Genomic DNA, 19383 nt, shown 5'->3' on the forward strand with positions numbered 1-19383 from the left:
AGCTTGTCGAGGAAGGTGTTGAAGCCCTTGGCGATCTGCCCCAGCTCGTCGGCGCGGTCCACCTGCAGGCGCTTGGTCAGGTCGCCGTCCCCCTTGGCGATATCGTCGAGCATGCCGACCATCTGCCGCAGCGGGTGGGCGATGCCGTAGCCGACGAACCAGATCACCAGCAGGCCGAGGCCGGCGACCAGCAGGCCGACCAGGGTCATGCCCAGGGTGTCTTCCCGAGCCTGCTCGGCCAGGCCGGCCTGCAGCTTCTGCAGGTCGGCGAATACCGCCGCGGTCGGCAGCTCGATGGCCAGTGTCCAGCGCGTGCTGGTGCCGGCCACCTTGAATGGCAGCAGCAGCTGGAACTGCTGCTGGTCGTCGTCGAGGTGGAGGATCGGCTGTTCGTCGCTGCTCTGCTTGAGCTTGTCCAGCAACTCGCCCTGCAGGGCCTTGCTGGCGGGCTGGCCGATCAGGCCGGCATCCTTGGTCGCGGCGATCAGGGTGCCGTTGGCGGCGATCAGCGCCAGCTCCCCGGCGCCCTGGTAGAGCCCATTCTTGGCCTGGCCGAGCAGGCCCTGGATGAAGTCCAGGGCCAGGTCGTTGCCCACCGCGCCCTTGAACTGGCCGTCGACCAGGATGGGGGCGTTGAAGGAGGCGACCAGCACCTGCTTGCCGCCGAAATCGTAGGCGGCCGGGTCGACCACGCAGGGCTGCTTGCTGGTTTTCGGGCACAGGTAGTATTCGCCTTCGCGCACCCCGGTGGGCAGCATCTTCTCGCTTTCCATCAGGCCGACGGTCAGCGGCTCCAGCTTCAGGGCGTTGCCGTCGCGGTACCACCAGGGCATGAAGCGGCCGCTCTCATCGTAGCCGCTGTCCTTCTGCCCGGCGTACAGGTCGTCGTCCTGGTCGAAGGCGTCGGGCTCCCAGCCGATGTACAGGTCGATCAGCTCGGGGTGCTCGCCCAGGTAGACGCCGACCAGGGCGGACAGCTCTTCCCGGCTCAGGCTGACGGCGGGTGTGCCGTCGGCGCTGGCGCCCATCTGGCTGTTGAGGGTGGCCAGGGACTTGGACAGGTTCATCGGCGCTTCGAACTGTTGTTGCAGGCTGCCGACCTGGGCCTGCGCCAGGGCGATCAGGCGCTGGTCGATCACCTGTTCGAGCAATACCCGGGTGCGTTCATGCACCAGTTCCTGAGTGCGCGAGCCGGCGAACAGGGCGTACAGCACCAGGGCGATGACGACGGCGAGCACGCTGGCACCGGCCAGCACGACCACGGAAAACTGGATGGACTTGAAGCGCATGGGGACTCCACAACGGTCGAGTTGTAACCTGTCCCTGGCTTATCGGCCGTCTTGGGTTAAAGCATTAGCGCGGCCATGCAACTAGCAAAGATCGCCGAGGGTCATAGTGCAAGCGGCGCTGGTTGTTCTTGGGCCGAGGCCGACCTAGCATGCCCCACCTGTAATGACGGAGGAACACCATGAATACCCCATTGCGCCTGGCTGGAGTGGCTGTTTGCGGATTGCTCGCAGCCTGTCAGGCAGTCAGCACCACCAGCGGCGGTGCCGTGGGTGTCGAGCGCAAGCAGTACATGTTCAGCATGCTGTCGACCCAGCAGGTCAACCAGATGTATGCGCAGTCCTACCAGCAAACCCTGGGCGAGGCCTCGAGCAAGGGCGTGCTCGACAAGAGCAGCCAGAACGCCCGGCGCCTGCAGGCGATTGCCGGCCGCCTGATCCGCCAGGCGCCGATCTTCCGCGCCGATGCGGCGCAGTGGCAGTGGGAGGTCAACCTGATCGACAGCCCGGAGCTGAACGCCAACTGCGGCCCCGGCGGCAAGATCATCTTCTACAGCGGCCTGATCGAGAAGCTGCGGCTGTCCGATGACGAGATCGCCGCGGTCCTGGGCCACGAGATCGCCCACGCCCTGCGCGAGCACAGCCGCGAGGCGATGTCCAAGGCCTACGGCATCGAGCTGGCCAAGCAGGGCGCCGGTGCCTTGCTGGGGCTGGGTTCCAACAGCATGGTCCTGGCCGATGCCGCGGTGGAGTACGGCATGACCCTGCCCAACAGCCGCGGCAACGAGAACGAGGCGGATATCATCGGCCTGGAGCTGGCGGCGCGCGCCGGCTTCGACCCGAATGCGGCGATCAGTCTGTGGCAGAAGATGAGCAGTGCCGGTGGCGGCGCGCCGCCGGAGTTCATGAGCACCCACCCGTCCTCCGGCAGCCGCATTACGGCCTTGCAGGCGGCGATTCCCAAGGTCATGCCGCTGTACCAGCAGGCCAGGGGCCGGCAGTAACAGCACCGCGGCGCCTCCGGGCGCCGCTGTCGTCAGGAGCGGGTCGCAGGCTCAGGGCAGGGCTTTTTCGGTGAACGGCTGGGTCTGCAGGCCGAGCTGGGAGCGGAAGCTTTCCATGTCGAACATGGTGCAGATCTCGCGGATATCGCCGGTCGAGGTCAGGCACCAGAAGGCCATGGCCGAGATGCTCATCACCTTGTCGCTCGGCGGATAGCCCAGGGCGGGCTTCTGGATGGTGCCGATCAGGGTGCTCCAGGTCACCACCTTGTTGCCTTCGGCGATGCATTCCTCGAGCACGACCTCCAGGTCCGGCATGGCGCTGCGGATGTCCTGCACCATCTGCACATAGGCCGCGCTGTCCAGCGGCCGGCCGATGAACGAACTCTTGTAGAGAAAGTCCGGGCTGTGCAGTTGCTCGGCCAAGGCCAGCCGACCCTTGTTCCATGACAGGTCGATGTGCTGGCGCACGCGCTTCTTCATCTCTTCCAGTGACATGTACTGCTCCTCAGTCAGGCGGGGACTGTGCAACTCCTTGCACAGTTTACCAGCCTGATTCGGGGCGATGACTGGCCCTGCCGGCGGCTACCGGTGCGGCTTTTTCTCAGAGACCGCCGACCAGGCCCAGTGCTTGACAGGCTGCGTAGATCGCCAGGGCCAGGAAGCAGGTGGCGGCGAGGCGATGAATGAGCGTCAGCGGCAGACGATCGGCAGCGAAATGCCCGGCCAGGACCACCGGCACGTTGGCCAGCAGCATGCCCAGCGTGGTGCCGGCGACCACCATGAACAGGTGCTGGTACTGGGCGGCCAGCATCACGGTGGCGATCTGCGTCTTGTCGCCCATTTCGGCGATGAAGAAGGCGATCAGCGTGGTGAGGAACGGGCCGTAGCGCTTGAGGGCAGAGGTTTCGTCGTCGTCCAGCTTGTCCGGAATCAGGGTCCACACGGCCACTGCGGCGAAGCAGGCGGCGAGGATCCAGCTCAGGGTGGTCGGCGAGAACAGCCCGGCGACCCAGTGGCCCACCGCGCCGGCGACGAAATGGTTGGCCAGGGTGGCGATGACGATGCCCCAGATGATCGGCCAGGGCCGGCGGAAACGTGCGGCCAGGACCAGCGCGAGCAGCTGCGTCTTGTCGCCGATTTCGGCCAGGGCAACGATTCCAGTGGAGACGAACAGGGATTCCAGCATCAGGCATTCCTAAGGGGCGGGTTCGACGGTTAGCTATGACACGTACGACCTCCCCGCCCCGGGTAAGGTGTGCGTGTCATAGGTCTTGTCAAACCCAGGCCTGCTGCAGGCCGGAGGTCGCATGCGCCATGCTCTGTGGAGCAAGTGTGTTGACGCATGCCGGGTGAGCGGGCGCTCACGGGAGACTACTCCCCTAGGACGGGCGGCATTGTGCCGAACCGCACCGGCCAGGGCAAGCCCGGGCGTCGGAGTCGCCTAGCGCCGCCGGGCGCGGTAGATGCGGAAGCCCTCGGCATCCTTGAGCGTCTGGCAGGCGCCCAGGTGCTGCTCGATCAGCGGCGGGTATTTGAGGAAGCTGTTGGCCACCAGGCGCAGCTCGCCGCCCGGTTGCAGGTGCTGGGCGGCCTGGCGCAGCAGCTGCTCGGTGGCCTGGTAGCTGGTATGCACGCCCTGGTGGAACGGCGGGTTGCTGAGGATGGCGGCCAGCTCGCAGGGCGCCGCATCGATGCCGTCGCCGGCGATGACCTCGGCCTGCAGGCCGTTGGCGGCCAGGGTCAGGCGGCTGCTGGCGACGGCGAAGGCGTCCACGTCCAGCAGGCTGACCTGGCTGTGCGGGTAGCGGCGCTTGAGCGTGGCGCCGAGCACGCCGGCGCCGCAGCCGAAGTCGAGCAGGTGGCCGGCCGGCAGCTCGCCGAGCTGTTCTAGCAGCAGGGCGGTACCGCGATCCAGGCGGCCATGGCTGAACACGCCGGGCAGGCTGACCACCTGCAGCGGGCCGTCGCTGAGTTGCAGCTGGTAGTGCCGGGCCAGGCCTTCCAGGTCGGGGCTGGCCGGCGCCCGGGTCACGCTGACCTGCCACAGCTGGCAGTGGCGGGCGCTGTCCAGCTTGCGCGCATGGCCATAGGCCGCCAGCTGCTTGGCCGCCCGTTCGATGCCGGCGCGTTTCTCGCCGACCAGGAACAGCTCGCGGCCGTCCAGGCGGGCGGCCAGGGCCTGCAGCAGGTAGTCGGTCAGCTCGCGCGACTTGGGCAGGAACAGCACGGCCGCGCCGAAGTCGCCCTCCGGTGTGCCGGTGCCGAACTGGCAGCGCCCGGCGAAACGGGCCTGCAGCAGGGCCTGTTCGCCGGCGTGCCAGCTCCAGCCGCGGGCGTTCGGCAACCGGTCGAGCAGGTCGTCGGCCGGCAGCCCGGCGAGCAGCAGCGGGCCTTGGAACAGCTCCGCCTGGCGCAGCAATACTTCGCTTCGTGGGTCCATGGGCGGCTCTCCGCTCGGGAAAAAGGGCGCGTAGCTTAGCCGACCACTCGCCGCGCTGCACCGGCGAAGAAGGCCTGGGCATTCTCCGCCAGCTGGCCGACGATGCGCTGGCGCGCCTCGCGGCTGCCCCAGGCGTTGTGCGGGGTGACGATCAGGCGCGGGATGTCCGCCGCCAGCAACGGGTTGCCGTGGCGCGGCGGCTCCTCGCTGAGCACGTCGCAGGCCGCGCCGCCCAGGTGGCCGGCGCGCAGGGCATCGGCCAGCGCCTGCTCGTCGACCAGGCCGCCGCGGGCGGTATTGATCAGTAGCGCCTGGGGTTTCATCAGGGCCAGCTCGGCGGCGCCGATCAGGTTGCGCGTGTGCTCGGTGAGCGGGCAGTGCAGGCTCAGGGCATCCACCTGCGGCAGCAGTTCGGCCAGCGCCAGGCGATCGGCGCGGGCCGGGCGGCCGGGCAGGGCGCCGAGCAGCACGCGCATGCCGAAGGCCTCGGCCAGACGGGCCACTGCGCCGCCCAGTTCGCCATGGCCGAGCAGGCCGAGGGTCTTGCCCTGCAGCTCGATGATCGGAAAGTCCAGCAGGCAGAACTGGCTGGCGTGCTGCCAGGCGCCGTCGCGCACGGCGGCCTGGTAGTCCGGCAGGCGGGTGGCCAGGGCGAGCAGCAGCATCAGGCAGTGCTGGGCGACCGAGGGCGTGCCGTAGCCCTGGCAGTTGCACGCGCGGATGCCCAGCCGGCGCGCCGCGTCCAGGTCGACATTGTTGGTGCCGGTGGCGGCGATCAGGATCAGCTTGAGTTGCGGGCAGGCGGCGAGGGTCTGGGCGTCCAGGCGAACCTTGTTGCTGATCACCACCTGGGCGCCCTGCAGGCGTTCCACTACCTGCTGCGGGGTGCTGCCGTCATGCAGGGTCAGGCTGGCGAAGGCCTGGCGCAGGGGCGTCAGGTCGAGGTCGCCGAGGTCGAGCGAACGGTGGTCGAGAAAGACTGCGTGGCTGTTGTGCATCAGCTGTACCTGTCGTCGGCAAGGGGGATTGGCGTAAGGTTGCCAGTCTGACGCGGTCTTTCCCACTATTCGGAGGTTTCATGTACTGGGCGGAGTTTCTCACCGTGGCCTTGATCCATCTGCTGGCCGTGGCCAGCCCGGGGCCGGATTTCGCCATCGTGGTGCGCGAGAGCGTGGCCCATGGCCGGCGTGCCGGCACCTGGACGGCGCTGGGCGTCGGCACGGGGATCTTCGTGCATGTCGGCTACTCGCTGCTGGGCATCGGACTGATCGTGTCGCAGTCGATCGTGCTGTTCAACGCACTGAAGTGGCTGGCCGCGGCCTACCTGTTCTATATCGGCATCAAGGCCCTGCGTGCGCGCCCGGCGGCCCCGGGAGCGCTGGAGGCGTTGGGCGCGGCTGGCGAGCGCTCGCCGCGTTCGGCCTTCATGACCGGGTTCATCACCAACGGCCTGAACCCCAAGGCCACGCTGTTCTTCCTCTCGCTGTTCACCGTGGTGATCAACCCGCACACGCCGCTGTCGGTGCAGGCCGGTTACGGACTCTACCTGGCAGCCGCGACGGCGCTGTGGTTCTGCCTGGTGGCGATGCTGTTCAGCCAGGCACGCGTGCGCGCCGGCTTCGCGCGCCTGGGCCACTGGTTCGACCGGCTGATGGGTGCGGTGCTGGTGGGCCTGGGCGTGAAGCTGGCGTTTACCGAACTGCGTTGATTCGGCGCCCAGAAAAAAGCCCCGCCTAGGCGGGGCTTTTCGTTACTGCTGGTGTTACAGCAGTTCGATGGCGATCGCGGTGGCTTCGCCGCCGCCGATGCACAGCGAGGCCACGCCGCGCTTGCCGCCCTTCTTCTGCAGGGCGTTGATCAGGGTGACGATCAGGCGCGAGCCGGTGGAGCCGACTGGGTGGCCCTGGGCGCAGGCGCCGCCGTAGACGTTGACCTTGGCGTGGTCCAGGCCGTGTTCGCGCATGGCCAGCATGGTGACCATGGCGAAGGCTTCGTTGATCTCGTACAGGTCGACGTCGTCCTTGCTCCAGCCGGTCTTCTTGAACAGGTTGGTCATGGCGCCGATCGGGGCGATGGTGAATTCGCTCGGGTCCTGGCTCTGGGTGGCGTGGGCAACGATCCTGGCCAGCGGCTTGTGGCCGCGCTTGGCCGCTTCCTCGGCGGTCATCAGGACCAGGGCGCTGGCGCCGTCGGAGATCGAGCTGGCGTTGGCGGCGGTGATGCTGCCGTCCTTGCGGAACGCCGGCTTGAGGTCGGGGATCTTGTCCAGGTTGGCGTTGAGCGGCTGCTCGTCGTCCTTGACCACGACCTCGCCCTTGCGGCTGGTCACGCTGACCGGGACGATTTCGCTGACCAGGGCGCCGTCCTTGATCGCCGCCTGGGCGCGTTGCAGCGACTCGATGGCGTAGGCATCCATCTGTTCACGGGTGATGCCGTACTGGTCGGCGGTTTCCTGGGCGAAGGAACCCATCAGGCGGCCGGTGCGGGCGTCTTCCAGGCCGTCGAGGAACATGTGGTCCTTGATCTCGCCATGGCCCATGCGCAGACCGCTACGGGCCTTCTCGAGGATGTAGGGGGCGTTGGACATGCTTTCCATGCCGCCGGCGACCATCACGCTGTTGGTTCCGGCCTTGAGCAGGTCGTGGGCCAGCATCACGGCCTTCATGCCGGAGCCGCACAGCTTGTTGATGGTGGTGCAGCCGGTGGCGGCCGGCAGACCGGCATTCAGCGAAGCCTGGCGCGCCGGGCCCTGCTTGAGGCCGGCGGGCAGCACGCAGCCCATGATCACTTCCTGCACGTCGGCCGGCTGGATGCCGGCGCGGGCCACGGCTTCGCGAATGGCGATGGCGCCCAGCTCCACGGCGGGAACGCTGGACAGGCTGCCTTGGAAGCCGCCCATCGGGGTGCGGGCGCCACTGACGATGACGATATCGGACATCGGTATTACCTCTTGCTGGTGAAGCCAAGTACGGCCAGGTGAGGTGATTCTACTCCGTGACCAAAAGAGGCCAAAGAGTCACGAGGAAAATCATTCTTTGGGCTGATTAATGCACTGCCTGCGCCGCTCTAGATTGAGCGCCATAGAAAAACTCCAAGAAAAGGACCCCGCCATGCTGCAGACCCGTGTCATTCCACCGGCTGACAACGCGCACGAAGCGCCACTGCTGATCAAGCGCCTGTTGCTCTCCGGCATCCGCTACGAGAAGACCCGCGAGATCGTCTACCGCGACCAGTTGCGCTACAGCTATGCCACCTTCAACGAGCGTGTGGCGCGCCTGGCCAATGTGCTGAGCGCGGCGGGGGTGAAGGCGGGCGACACCGTGGCGGTGATGGACTGGGACAGCCATCGTTACCTGGAATGCATGTTCGCCATTCCGATGATCGGCGCGGTGCTGCACACCATCAACATCCGCCTGTCGGCCGAGCAGATCCTCTACACCATGAACCATGCCGAGGACAGGTTCGTGCTGGTCAACAGCGAGTTCGTCCCGCTGTATCAGTCGGTTGCCAGTCAGCTGACCACTGTGGAGAAGACCCTGCTGCTCACCGATGGCGCCGAGAAGAGCGCCGAGCTGCCCAACCTGCTGGGCGAGTACGAGCGCCTGCTGGCCGCGGCCAGCGCGCAGTACGACTTCCCGGATTTCGACGAAAACTCGGTGGCCACCACCTTCTACACCACCGGCACCACCGGCAATCCCAAGGGCGTGTACTTCACCCATCGCCAGCTGGTGCTGCACACCCTGGCCGAAGCCAGCGTGCTGGGCAGTCTGGACAGCGTACGCCTGCTCGGCACCAACGACGTGTACATGCCGATCACCCCGATGTTCCACGTGCACGCCTGGGGCATTCCGTACGTCGCCACCATGCTTGGCATCAAGCAGGTCTATCCCGGTCGCTATGAGCCGGACATGCTGTGCCGGCTGATTCGCGAGGAGAAAGTGACCTTCTCCCATTGCGTGCCGACCATCCTGCAGATGATGCTCAACGCTCCCAGCGCCCAGGGCTATGACTTCGCTGGGTTGAAGGTGATCATCGGCGGCAGCGCACTGAATCGCGCCCTGTACGAGGTGGCCAAGGCGCGTGGCATCCAGCTGACGGCGGCCTACGGCATGTCCGAGACCTGCCCGCTGATCTCCTGCGCGCATATCAACGACGAGCTGCTGGCGGGTAGCGAGGACGAGCGCACCACCTACCGGATCAAGGCCGGCGTACCGGTACCGCTGGTCGAGGCGGCTATCATGGCCGCGGACGGGCGCCTGCTGCCCGCCGATGGCGAGACCCAGGGCGAGTTGGTGCTGCGCGCGCCTTGGCTGACCATGGGCTACTTCCGCGAGCCGGAGAAGGGCGCCGAGCTGTGGCAGCACGGCTGGCTGCACACCGGTGACGTCGCCACCCTGGACGACTTCGGCTTCATCGACATCCGCGATCGCATCAAAGATGTGATCAAGACCGGTGGCGAGTGGCTGTCCTCCCTGGAACTGGAGGACCTGATCAGTCGTCACCCGGCGGTACGCGAGGTGGCGGTGGTGGGTATCCCCGATCCGCAGTGGGGCGAGCGTCCCTTTGCCCTGCTGGTGCTGCGCGAGGGACAAAGCCTGGATGCGCGTGGCCTCAAGGAACACCTGAAACCCTTCGTCGAGCAGGGGCATATCAACAAGTGGGCGATACCCAGCCAGATTGCACTTGTTACCGATATTCCCAAGACCAGTGTCGGCAAGCTGGACAAGAAACGCATTCGCCTGGATATCGCCCAGTGGCAGGCCTCGGGGAGTGCCTTCCTGTCGACCCTGTGACCGCTATTTCGTACCTTTTCATGCTTTTACCGGAGCCAAGCAAACGCTTGGCTTATAAATTGCTGTCGCAGAACGGGCTTTCAACCTGCGCCAGATTTTGTGACTCAGCGGTCTAGAGAGGTTGGCGCCCGGAAATCACACTTTCGGGGGATCAAGCCGAGAAGGCCGCTGGCTATAGTCCGCACCATCCATAACAAAAAACACATGGAGTAGCGTCGATGACAACAACTCAACCGTTCTGGCGGATGGCCAAGCTGCCGCTGGCCGTAAGTCTTGCCTCCACACTCGCTGCCCCGGCATTCGGTGTCACCTTCAATGTCGGTGAGATCGAGGGTCAGCTCGATTCTTCTCTGTCTGTCGGTGCCAGTTGGTCGGTGCGCGGCGCGGATCGTGATCTGATCGGGGTCAACAATGGCGGTGACGGTCTATCCCAGACCTCAGATGACGGTCACATGAACTTCAAGAAGGGCGAGACCTTCTCGAAGATCTTCAAGGGCATCCATGACCTGGAGCTGAAGTACGGCGACACCGGCGTCTTCGTTCGCGGCAAATACTGGTACGACTTCGAACTGAAGGACGAGAGCCGTCTGTTCAAGGACATCGACGATTCCAATCGCAAGGAAGGTGCTCAGGCTTCCGGGGCGGAGATCCTCGACGCCTTCGTCTACCACAACTACTCCATCGGCGAGCAGCCAGGCTCGGTGCGCTTGGGCAAGCAGGTGGTCAGCTGGGGTGAAAGTACCTTCATCCAGAACAGCATCAACGCCATCAACCCGGTTGACGTCTCCGCTTTCCGCCGCCCAGGCGCCGAAATCAAGGAAGGCCTGATCCCGGTCAACATGTTCTACGTCTCCCAGAGTCTGACCGAGAACCTGTCTGCCGAGGCCTTCTACCAGCTCGAGTGGGAACAGACCGTAGTCGACAACTGCGGTACTTTCTTCTCCCAGGCCGACATTGTTGCGGATGGTTGCGACCAGAACCTGGCGGTGCTGAGCAACAATCCTTCCTCGATCGCCCTCGTGAACACCTTCCTGGAACCGGCTGGCTATGGTATCCAGAGCTCCCCTTGGAATGAGGGCATCGTGGTCCGTCGTGGTGGCGATCGTGACGCTCGCGACAGCGGCCAGTTCGGTACGGCCCTGCGTTATTTCTCCGAGCCGCTGGATACCGAGTTCGGTGCCTACTTCATGAACTACCACAGCCGCACCCCGGTGTTCAGTGGTGGTGGTCCTTCCCAGGGGGCGGTTGACACCATTAACTCCGTTGCCACTATGGCTGCCGGTCTTGTGGGTGTTTCCACGGCCGCTCGTTTGGCGGCGGCTGGCATGGCAGGCAACGGTAGCTACTTCATGGAGTACCCGGAAGATATCCGTCTCTATGGTCTGAGCTTCTCCACCACGCTGCCCACTGGTACGGCATGGGCTGGTGAGGTGAGCTACCGCCCGAATGCTCCGGTGCAATTGAACACCACTGACATCCTTTATGCTGGTCTGGCTCCAATCAGCATTGGTGGCACCCCGGTTTACGCAAATGCGTCGTTGCTGGATGGTCAGGCGGACAGCGATCTGCATGGCTATCGTCGCAAGGAAATCACCCAGTTCCAGACCACTTTCACTCACTTCTTCGATCAGGTCATGGGGGCGTCCCGTCTGACTCTGGTGGGTGAAGTCGGTGTGGCTCACGTTGGCGGTCTTGAGGACAGCAGCGAAGTTCGCTATGGCCGCGATCCGATCTATGGCCCGGGCGAGCTGCCAGGCACCCTTAGCGGTCGGCCGACCTGCGAGGCCCTGAACGTGGGTACTCTGGGCAACGCGGCAGCTGAGAATGTCAGCAAGTACTGCAATGACGACGGCTTCGTTACCTCCACTTCCTGGGGCTATCGAGCTCGTGCCATCTGGGATTACCCGGACGTGTTCGCCGGTATCAACCTCAAGCCGAGCATTGCCTGGTCCCATGATGTGGACGGTTATGGTCCGAACAACCTGTTCACCGAGGACGCGAAGGCCGTCAGTCTGGCGGTGGAAGCCGAATACCAGAACACCTACACCGCCAACCTGTCCTACACCGACTTCTTCGGTGGCGACTACAACACTTCGATCGACCGTGACTTCGTAGCGCTCAGCTTCGGCGCGAACTTCTAAGCGCTCAGGATCATTGAGGAAAGACATGCAAATGAAAACAACCAAGTTCTTGCTGCAATCCGGTGCTCTGGCCTTGTCTCTGCTGGCCTCCAGCGTGATGGCCGCCGTATCGGCCGACGAAGTCGCCAAACTGGGCAACAGCCTGACCCCGCTGGGCGCGGAAAAAGCCGGCAATGCCGATGGCAGCATTCCGGAGTGGACCGGCGGCCTGCCGAAGAACGCCGGCACTGCGGATGACCGCGGTTTCCTGTCCAACCCGTTCGCTGGTGAGAAGCCGCTGTTCACCATCACCGCGCAGAACGTCGATCAGTACAAGGACAAGCTGACCCCCGGCCAGCTGGCGATGTTCAAGCGCTACCCGGACAGCTACAAGATTCCGGTGTACACGACCCACCGTTCCGCCACCGTGCCGCAGAACGTGCAGGACGATGCCAAGTTCAACGCCGCCAACACCAAGCTGGTCGAGGGTGGCAACGGTCTGGAGAACTTCAAGTCCGCGTACCCCTTCCCGATGCCGCAGAACGGCCTGGAAGCGATCTGGAACCAGATCACCCGTTACCGCGGCGGCAGCGTGCGTCGTCTGGTCACCCAGGCCACTCCGCAACAGAACGGTTCCTACAGCCTGGTGTACTTCCAGGACGAGTTCAGCTTCCCGACCAGTCTGACCGACTACGACCCGAGCAAGCCGAGCAACATCCTGTTCTACTTCAAGCAGCGTGTAACCGCGCCGTCGCGTCTGGCCGGTAACGTGCTGCTGGTGCACGAGACCCTCAACCAGGTGAAGGAGCCGCGTCTGGCCTGGCTGTACAACGCCGGTCAGCGTCGCGTGCGCCGTGCCCCGCAGGTTTCCTATGACGGCCCAGGCACCGCTGCCGACGGCCTGCGTACTTCCGACAACTTCGACATGTACAACGGTGCTCCCGACCGTTACGACTGGAAGCTGGTCGGCAAGAAGGAAATCTACATCCCGTACAACACCTACGACCTCGATTCGCCGAAGCTGAAGTACGCCGATATCGTCAAGGCCGGTCACATCAACCAGGACCTGAGCCGCTACGAGCTGCACCGCGTGTGGCACGTGACCGGTACCCTGAAGTCCGGCGAGCGTCACATCTACGCCAAGCGTGATGTGTACATGGATGAGGATACCTGGCAAGCCGCGGTGATCGACCACTACGACGGTCGTGGCGCCCTCTGGCGTGTTGCCGAAGCCCACTCGCAGTACTACTACGACAAGCAAGTACCGTGGTACACCGTGGAAACCCTGTACGACATCATCTCCGGTCGTTACCTGGCCCTGGGCATGAAGAACGAGGAAAAACAATCCTACGACTTCAACTACAAGGCCGGTACCAGCGACTACACCCCTGCCGCCCTGCGTCAGGCTGGCGTGCGTTAATCCGCGACCCGCTCCAGGAAAAAGCCGGCCTTGTGCCGGCTTTTTTCTTTGTGGATACGCAGCGGGCTTCAAATGCGCGGAACAAGGGGATAGGCTGCGGGCACATAGTCTGCCAAGAGCCACCCTCTGCCCCGTGTCCGATCTGTCCCGCTCGCCCAGCCTCGCCTGTTTCCCTGTCAGTTCGGGGGATGGGCGCTTCTTCCGTCCGCCACTGCCCGCCGGCCATGTGCTGCGCCCGCGCCTGTGCGAACGGCTGGCCGAGGGCATGAGCGGGCGCCTGCTGTTGGTCTGCGCTCCGGCGGGGTTTGGCAAGAGTTCCCTGGCCATCGAATTCTGCGAGCGCCTGCCCGCGCATTGGCAAAGCCTGTGGCTGGGTCTGAGCCGCCGTGATAGCGACCCCGGGCGTTTTCTCGAACGCCTGCTGGATGGCTTGCGCCAGTCGTTCCCGGGACTCGGCGAGGAGGCGCTCGGCCTGCTGAAGATGCGCCAGCGCCATCAGCCGTTCGCCTTCGAGGAGCTGCTCGACGGCCTGCTCGACGAGCTGGGCCAGCGCCTGGATCCGGCGGCGCCGCTGCTGCTGGTGCTGGACGACTACCACCTGGCCCAGGGGCCGGTGCTGGATCGCTGCCTGCAGTTCTTTCTCAACCATCTGCCGACCGGCCTGCTGTTGCTGGTCACCAGCCGCCAGCGTCCGGACTGGCATCTGGCGCGTCTGCGCCTGTCGCGGCAGCTGCTCGAGCTGCAGGAGCAGGACCTGCGCTTAACTCCCGAGGAAACCCATGAGCTACTCAGCAGCCAGGGCTCCAGCCTACCCGGCGAGGCTCTGCACAACCTGCTGCAGCGCAGCGAGGGCTGGGTGGCCGGCCTGCGTCTCTGGCTGCTGGCCAGCGACGAGGGCGGTACCGAGGAGCTTGCGCAGGACCTGCACGGTGCCCAGGGGCTGATTCGCGACTACCTGCTGGAAGAGGTGATCGAGCGCCAGCCGGCCGAGGTGCAGGGTTTTCTGTACGACACCGCCTGCCTGGAACGCTTCTGCGTCGAGCTCTGCGATGCGCTGCGCGACAGCCATGACAGTGCCGCGATCCTGCAGCACCTGCAGGCCAACCAGGTGTTTCTGGTGCCGCTGGATGAGCAGGGCCGCTGGTTCCGCTATCACCACCTGTTTTCCGATCTGCTGCGCGCCAGCCCGGCGCGGGGCATGTCCATGCCACAGTCCAGCCTGCACCTGCGGGCTTGCCGCTGGTTCAGCGCCCAGGGTCTGCTCGACGAGGCGGTGGAGCAGGCTTTGCGTGCCGGCCAGCCGGATGTGGCGGCGAGTCTGGTGCAGAGCCTGTCCGAGGAGCACCTGCTGGCCGAGCAGAATGTCGCCATGCTGCTGCGTTGGAAGATGGACCTGCCCGACAGCCTGCTGAGCAGCACGCCGCGCCTGATCGTGCTGTACAGCTGGGTGCTGGCCCTGGCCTGCCAGCTGGATGCGGCAGAAGATCTGGCCGGCCAGCTGATGCGTTTCCTGCCGGCGCCGACGGCCCAGGAACAGCAGTCGCTGCTGGCCCAGTGGCTGGCCGTCAGCGGGGTGATCGCCCGCGGTCGCGGTGATAGCCAGCGTGCCGAGGAGTACTGCACGGCTGCCCTGGCGACTCTGCCGGCCACGCGCTTCGGTCCGCGTCTGCTGTGCCTGTCGACCCTGGCCAACCTGGCCGTGGTCAAGGGCGATCTGTGGCGCGCGCGCGGGCTCAACCGCGAGGCCCTGGAGCTGGCGCAGCGCCAGGGCAATCCGCTGTTCGAAGGCTTCTGCCACTACGAACGGGCGCGGGTGCTGGTGGCGCGCGGGGAAGCGACCCGGGCCCTGGACGAGGTGCGCCATGGCCTGGGTCGCCTGCAGGAATTGCCGGCGCAGCGCCTGTATGCCGTGCGTGCCCGCCTTACCCTGTATCAGGGTTTGCTGCTGACCTTGTTGCTGCAGCCGGAGGAGGCCAGGCGCTACCTGCTGCAGGGGATCGCCGAGGCGCGTGGTTGCCGCGACATCAGCCTGCTGATCGGCTATTGCGTACTGGCCAGCCAGGAAGGCCGCGCTGGCCGCTTTACCGAGGCCTTCGCCCAGTTGGCCGAGGCCGAGCGTCTGATGCACATCTGGGATGTGCCACCGGTGTATTACCTGGCGATGATCACTCTGGCCAAGTGCGAGCTGTGGCTGACCCAGGGCCAGGTCGAGCTGGCCAGCGCCTGGCTGCTGCGCCTGGCCGACACCTACGGTGGCGAGCACGCGGCGGCGGCGCCGGAGTTCCACCCTCAGCTGCCCCTGCATATCGAGATTCACCGGGCCGCCCTGGAGCGTCGCCAGGGTCTGGTGGACGACGCCGAGCGGCGCTTGCGTGCGCTGATCGTGCGGGCCCAGAGCTGTGGCGGGCAGCTGATCGGCGGTTTCGCCCAGGTCCAGTTGACCCTGCTGCTGCATTCGACCGGGCGTGAGCGTGAAGCCCAGCAGCAGTTGCTCGGCTGCCTGGAGGCCGCTGCCGGTGGTTGCGTGCTGCCGTTCCACGAGCTGTTGTCGCATCAGCCTGGGTGGTTGCAGGAGCAGTTGCAGGCGATGCCCGCCAGCGCCCTGAGTGAAGCCCTGCAGTTGCACCTGCCGCAAGCCGAAGAGGTCGCCGAGGACTTCGCCGCCCTGGGCGTGGCGGAGACCCTGAGCAGTCGCGAGCTGGCGGTGCTGCGCCTGATCGCCCTGGGCTGTTCGAACCAGCAGATCAGCGAGCGCCTGTTCATTTCCCTGCACACGGTCAAGACCCACGCCCGGCACATCAACAGCAAGCTGGGCGTGGAGCGCCGCACCCAGGCCGTGGCCCGGGCGAAAAGCCTGGGGCTGTTGCGCTAGAGCGCCTCGGCCGGGGTATCGAACTCGCGGCGGTAGTCCAGAATCAGCTGCAGGTTGTCGTGCTGCCAGGGGTGGAAGTCGGCCTTGTAGAAATCCAGATAGGTACGCACCAGCGGCCGCAGGATGCCGCGACTGCCCCACAGCCAGCCCAGGCCGTCGCGCCAGATTCGCCAGTTCCACAGCAGGCCGTCGCGCTTGAGCATGTGGACCAGACCCTTGAAGGTATCCAGGGAGAAGTACAGCGTGCTGTGCAGCATGGCGCGCCGTCTCAGCCAAGGGCTGCCGTGCACCTGCTGGTAGAGATCGAAGGCCACGGCCTTGTGTTCGCTTTCCTCCAGGGCATGCCAGCGCCAGAGTTTTGCCATGTCCGGATCAGCGCCGGCCAGCCACTGCGGATTCTTCAAAATTGCGTCGGCCATGATCGCGGTGAAGTGCTCAACCGCCACGGTCGAGGCCAGGTGCACCTTGGCTGGCAGGTGCTTGCGCACGAAGGCCAGGCGCCGTTTCAGGCGGTGCTCCAGGTAGTCGAGGTCGTAGCCGCACTGGCGCAGAGCCAGGCTGTAGCGATCATGCTCGCGGCTATGGTGGGCTTCCTGGCCGATGAAGCCGCCGATCTGCTTTTGCAGTTGCGGGTCGGTCACCTGGTCGCGGTAATGGCGCACCGAGTCGATGAAGAAGCGTTCGCCATCGGGAAATAGCAGCGACATGGCATCGAAAAAATGGCTCTTGAAGGCATCGCCACCATGCCAGTGGCGGGACCAGGGCTGGGGCAGGGTGAAGGCCGGTTGGCGCGGCTTGATCTGCAGGTCCGGCGGGGTTGGGCTGGGCATTTCGTTCCCCATCTGGTTGTTATTGTTTGCCCAGACTATGGGCTTGCCGGTCTTCAGCGGACAAGGTTATCTTCTGCCAATCTTCGGGTCATTTCCGGCCATTGGCCCAGTGGTGACGCTTTCATGACCAAGCGCCTTGCCCTCCATGCCGAACTGGTGCCACTGGCCTATGCCGAGGCCTTGCTCGAGCTGGCCGCCAGCCTCGCGGTGCCGCGCGAGCGGCTGCTGGCTGCGGCGGGCGTGTCCCTGCCGGTGCTGCAAAACCCCACGGGGCGCCTGTCGCTCGCCGACTTCCACCAGCTGGCCAGTGCTGCCCTGGTGGCAACCGCCGAGCCGGCGCTGGGGCTGCTCCTGGGCCAGCGCCTGAATGCCTCGGCGCACGGCATCCTCGGTTATGCACTGCTCTCGAGCGCGACCCTGGACAAGGCCATCCACTTTGCCTTGAAGTACTACCGGGTGCTGGGGCTGACCTTCGACCTGCAGCTGGTCGAACGTGACGAGTGCCTGGAGTTGCGGGCCAGCGAGTCGATTCCCCTGGCCGGTCTCAGCCGCTTTGCCGCCGAAGGGCTGTTCGCCAGCCTCTATGGCATTGCCCGGTTCCTGCTTGGCGAATTGCCACAGGGCGTGGCCGTGGGCTTCGCTTATCCGGCGCCCGAGCATGCCTGGCGCTATGCCGAGGTGTTCGGTTGTGCCGCGGCCTTCGAACAGCCCTGGCACTGGCTGACCCTGCCCAAGGTCTATCTCGAACGGCCCATGGCCCTGGCCAACCCGGCCACCATGCAGATGTGCGAGCAACAGTGCGAGGCGCTGCTGGCCACCCTCGATGTGCAGGATGGCTTGCTCAGCCGGGTGCGCCGCCTGCTGCTGGCGCGCCCCGGCGACTTCCCGGATCTGGACAGCGCGGCCCGAGCCCTGCACATCAGCGGGCGCAGCCTGCGCCGCCACCTGGCCACCGCCGGCACCAGCTACCAGCAGGTCCTCGACCAAGTCCGCAGGAGCCTGGCCCTGCAATACCTGGGCACCACGCACCTGCCGCTCTACGAAATCGCCGTGCTGCTAGGCTACAGCGACCCCTCCAATTTTCGCCGGGCCTTTCGCAAATGGACGGGGCGGCAGCCGAGCGATTATCGTGCCGGCCCCGCTCACCGATGAGGACTGCCAGATGACCACCAGCCCAGCGCCCAGCCTGATCCGCGAAACCTTCCCGGTCGGGCCGTTGCAGTGCAACTGCACCCTGATTGGCGATCCGGTCAGCAAGAAGGCCATAGTGGTCGACCCGGGTGGCGAGCCCGAGCTGATCCTGGCGCGCCTGCAGGCCCACGGTCTGCAACTGGTCAGCATCATTCACACCCACGCCCACCTGGATCACTTCCTCGCTTCCGGGCAGCTGAAGGAGTTGACCGGTGCGACCCTGCACCTGCACCAGGAAGACCAGTTCCTCTGGGACAACCTGGAGATGCAGTGCCGCATGTTCGGCGTGCCCTACCGTCCGGTGCCGGCCCCGGATCAGTGGCTGGCCGACGACGAAGAGCTGGCCTGCGGCTGTGGCGTGGCGTTGCATACTCCCGGGCACACCCCGGGCTCGATGAGTTTCTGGTTTCCCCAGGACAAGCTGCTGATCGCCGGCGACACCCTGTTCCGTCGTGGCATCGGCCGCACCGACCTGTGGGGCGGCGATTACGCCACCATCGAGCGCTCGATCAGGCAGCGCCTGTACTGCCTGGATGAAGAGGCCACCGTGATCACCGGGCATGGGCCGCAAACGCGGCTGGGCGACGAGATGCGGGAAAATCCCTTTATCCGCGCCTGATTACGGGAATCTTTCTCCCCGCGCGCTGTTCTAAACTTCGCCAACCAGAAGACTGGCAAAGCCAATTGCCTCAGGAGCTGCAACCATGTTCACCCCTTCACGCCTGATCCTCACTGCCACCCTGGTCGCCTTGGTGAGCGGCTGTGCCTCGCAAAACCCCTACGACAGCCAGACCTCCACCGGCTCCGATGGCATGAGCAAGACCGCCAAGTACGGCGGCCTCGGTGCTCTGGCGGGGGCGGTTGCCGGTGCGGCGATCAACCATGACGACCGCGGCAAGGGCGCGCTGATCGGTGCCGCGGTGGCCGGTGCCGCCGGTGCGGGCTACGGCTACTACGTGGACAAGCAGGAGGCCGAACTGCGCCGCAGCATGGAGGGCACCGGTGTGCAGGTCGAGCGCCAGGGCGACAACATCCAGTTGATCATGCCCGGCAACATCACCTTCGCCACCGACTCGGCGGACATCGCCAGCAACTTCTATACCCCGCTGAACAACCTGGCGACCTCGTTCCGCCAGTATGAGCAGAACAGCATCGAGATCGTCGGCCACACCGACAGCACCGGCAGCCATGCCTACAACATGGGCTTGTCCCAGCGCCGGGCGCAGAGCGTGGCCAACTACCTGCTGGCGCAGGGCGTCAACGCCGCCCGGGTGACGACCCGTGGCGCCGGCCCGGACCAGCCCATTGCCAGCAATGCCAGCGAGGCGGGGCGCTCGCAGAATCGCCGGGTGGAAATCAACCTGCGGCCGCTGCCCGGCCAGCAGTAAACCCGGTTCAGACAAAAGGCCCCGTTCAGGGGCCTTTTG

15 protein-coding genes, 1 pseudogene and 1 riboswitch are annotated in these 19383 nt (G+C 65.4%); of the genes and pseudogenes, 9 read left to right on the forward strand and 7 right to left on the reverse strand.

Features of this window, described 5'->3' with window-relative positions; translation table 11 throughout:
* Nucleotides 1–8: 8 nt before the first annotated feature.
* Nucleotides 9–1289 (reverse strand): annotated as a pseudogene (locus F3I62_RS20555) (HAMP domain-containing protein); the annotation flags it as partial.
* A 179-nt stretch (nt 1290–1468) separates the two neighbouring features.
* On the opposite strand from F3I62_RS20555, the gene F3I62_RS12630 reads away from it, so the two are divergent.
* Entirely contained in the window at nt 1469–2290 is an 822-nt protein-coding gene (locus F3I62_RS12630) for a M48 family metallopeptidase (RefSeq protein WP_160489984.1), read from the forward strand.
* Between the two features lie 51 nt (nt 2291–2341).
* Here the strand turns inward: F3I62_RS12630 and F3I62_RS12635 are convergent, their stop codons facing one another.
* From F3I62_RS12635 to F3I62_RS12650, 4 genes are all read right to left on the reverse strand, one after another.
* Nucleotides 2342–2785, reverse strand: coding sequence for an ester cyclase (locus F3I62_RS12635; protein WP_160489985.1), 444 nt, complete (start codon nt 2783–2785; stop codon nt 2342–2344).
* A 106-nt stretch (nt 2786–2891) separates the two neighbouring features.
* Nucleotides 2892–3473 carry a TMEM165/GDT1 family protein gene (locus tag F3I62_RS12640; RefSeq protein ID WP_178122515.1) on the reverse strand — a complete coding sequence of 194 codons (582 nt, stop codon included), beginning with the start codon at nt 3471–3473 and terminating at the stop codon, nt 2892–2894.
* 49 nt (nt 3474–3522) lie between these two features.
* A riboswitch (yybP-ykoY riboswitch) is annotated at nt 3523–3682 on the reverse strand.
* A gap of 49 nt (nt 3683–3731) precedes the next feature.
* On the reverse strand, nt 3732–4730 hold the full coding sequence (locus F3I62_RS12645; RefSeq protein WP_160489987.1) for a class I SAM-dependent methyltransferase: 999 nt from the start codon (nt 4728–4730) through the stop codon (nt 3732–3734).
* A gap of 35 nt (nt 4731–4765) precedes the next feature.
* Nucleotides 4766–5728, reverse strand: a complete 963-nt coding sequence (locus F3I62_RS12650) for a 2-hydroxyacid dehydrogenase (protein ID WP_160489988.1) — start codon at nt 5726–5728, stop codon at nt 4766–4768.
* Between the two features lie 80 nt (nt 5729–5808).
* On the opposite strand from F3I62_RS12650, the gene F3I62_RS12655 reads away from it, so the two are divergent.
* Nucleotides 5809–6438, forward strand: a complete 630-nt coding sequence (locus F3I62_RS12655) for a LysE family transporter (protein ID WP_160489989.1) — start codon at nt 5809–5811, stop codon at nt 6436–6438.
* Nucleotides 6439–6492: 54 nt separating this feature from the next.
* Here the strand turns inward: F3I62_RS12655 and F3I62_RS12660 are convergent, their stop codons facing one another.
* Nucleotides 6493–7668, reverse strand: coding sequence for an acetyl-CoA C-acyltransferase (locus F3I62_RS12660; RefSeq protein ID WP_160489990.1), 1176 nt, complete (start codon nt 7666–7668; stop codon nt 6493–6495).
* A 172-nt stretch (nt 7669–7840) separates the two neighbouring features.
* On the opposite strand from F3I62_RS12660, the gene F3I62_RS12665 reads away from it, so the two are divergent.
* The 4 genes from F3I62_RS12665 (at nt 7841) to F3I62_RS12680 (ending at nt 15935) form a co-directional block, all read left to right on the forward strand.
* The gene (locus F3I62_RS12665) at nt 7841–9523 is read left to right on the forward strand and encodes a fatty acid--CoA ligase (RefSeq protein WP_160489991.1); all 1683 of its coding nucleotides are present in this window, start codon (nt 7841–7843) and stop codon (nt 9521–9523) included.
* Nucleotides 9524–9741: 218 nt separating this feature from the next.
* Nucleotides 9742–11664 (forward strand): DUF1302 domain-containing protein, encoded by a 1923-nt coding sequence (locus F3I62_RS12670; protein WP_160489992.1) that lies wholly within the window; start codon nt 9742–9744, stop codon nt 11662–11664.
* A gap of 31 nt (nt 11665–11695) precedes the next feature.
* The gene (locus tag F3I62_RS12675) at nt 11696–13063 is read left to right on the forward strand and encodes a DUF1329 domain-containing protein (RefSeq protein WP_160489993.1); all 1368 of its coding nucleotides are present in this window, start codon (nt 11696–11698) and stop codon (nt 13061–13063) included.
* Between the two features lie 133 nt (nt 13064–13196).
* Complete coding sequence (locus F3I62_RS12680) at nt 13197–15935, forward strand: LuxR C-terminal-related transcriptional regulator (RefSeq protein ID WP_160489994.1); 2739 nt, start codon at nt 13197–13199, stop codon at nt 15933–15935.
* On the opposite strand, the gene F3I62_RS12685 is transcribed toward F3I62_RS12680, so the two are convergent.
* On the reverse strand, nt 15932–16765 hold the full coding sequence (locus F3I62_RS12685) for a metal-dependent hydrolase (RefSeq protein WP_160489995.1): 834 nt from the start codon (nt 16763–16765) through the stop codon (nt 15932–15934). The two genes, F3I62_RS12680 and F3I62_RS12685, sit on opposite strands and share 4 nt — an antisense overlap.
* Before the next feature lie 123 nt (nt 16766–16888).
* On the opposite strand from F3I62_RS12685, the gene F3I62_RS12690 reads away from it, so the two are divergent.
* From F3I62_RS12690 to F3I62_RS12700, 3 genes are all read left to right on the forward strand, one after another.
* The gene (locus F3I62_RS12690) at nt 16889–17917 is read left to right on the forward strand and encodes an AraC family transcriptional regulator (RefSeq protein WP_160489996.1); all 1029 of its coding nucleotides are present in this window, start codon (nt 16889–16891) and stop codon (nt 17915–17917) included.
* Between the two features lie 10 nt (nt 17918–17927).
* Nucleotides 17928–18575 carry an MBL fold metallo-hydrolase gene (locus F3I62_RS12695; RefSeq protein WP_160489997.1) on the forward strand — a complete coding sequence of 216 codons (648 nt, stop codon included), beginning with the start codon at nt 17928–17930 and terminating at the stop codon, nt 18573–18575.
* Nucleotides 18576–18660: 85 nt separating this feature from the next.
* Nucleotides 18661–19344, forward strand: coding sequence for an OmpA family protein (locus F3I62_RS12700; RefSeq protein WP_160489998.1), 684 nt, complete (start codon nt 18661–18663; stop codon nt 19342–19344).
* Nucleotides 19345–19383: the final 39 nt, after the last annotated feature.

Source organism: Pseudomonas sp. R-28-1W-6, assembly GCF_009799925.1.
Lineage (GTDB): Bacteria > Pseudomonadota > Gammaproteobacteria > Pseudomonadales > Pseudomonadaceae > Aquipseudomonas.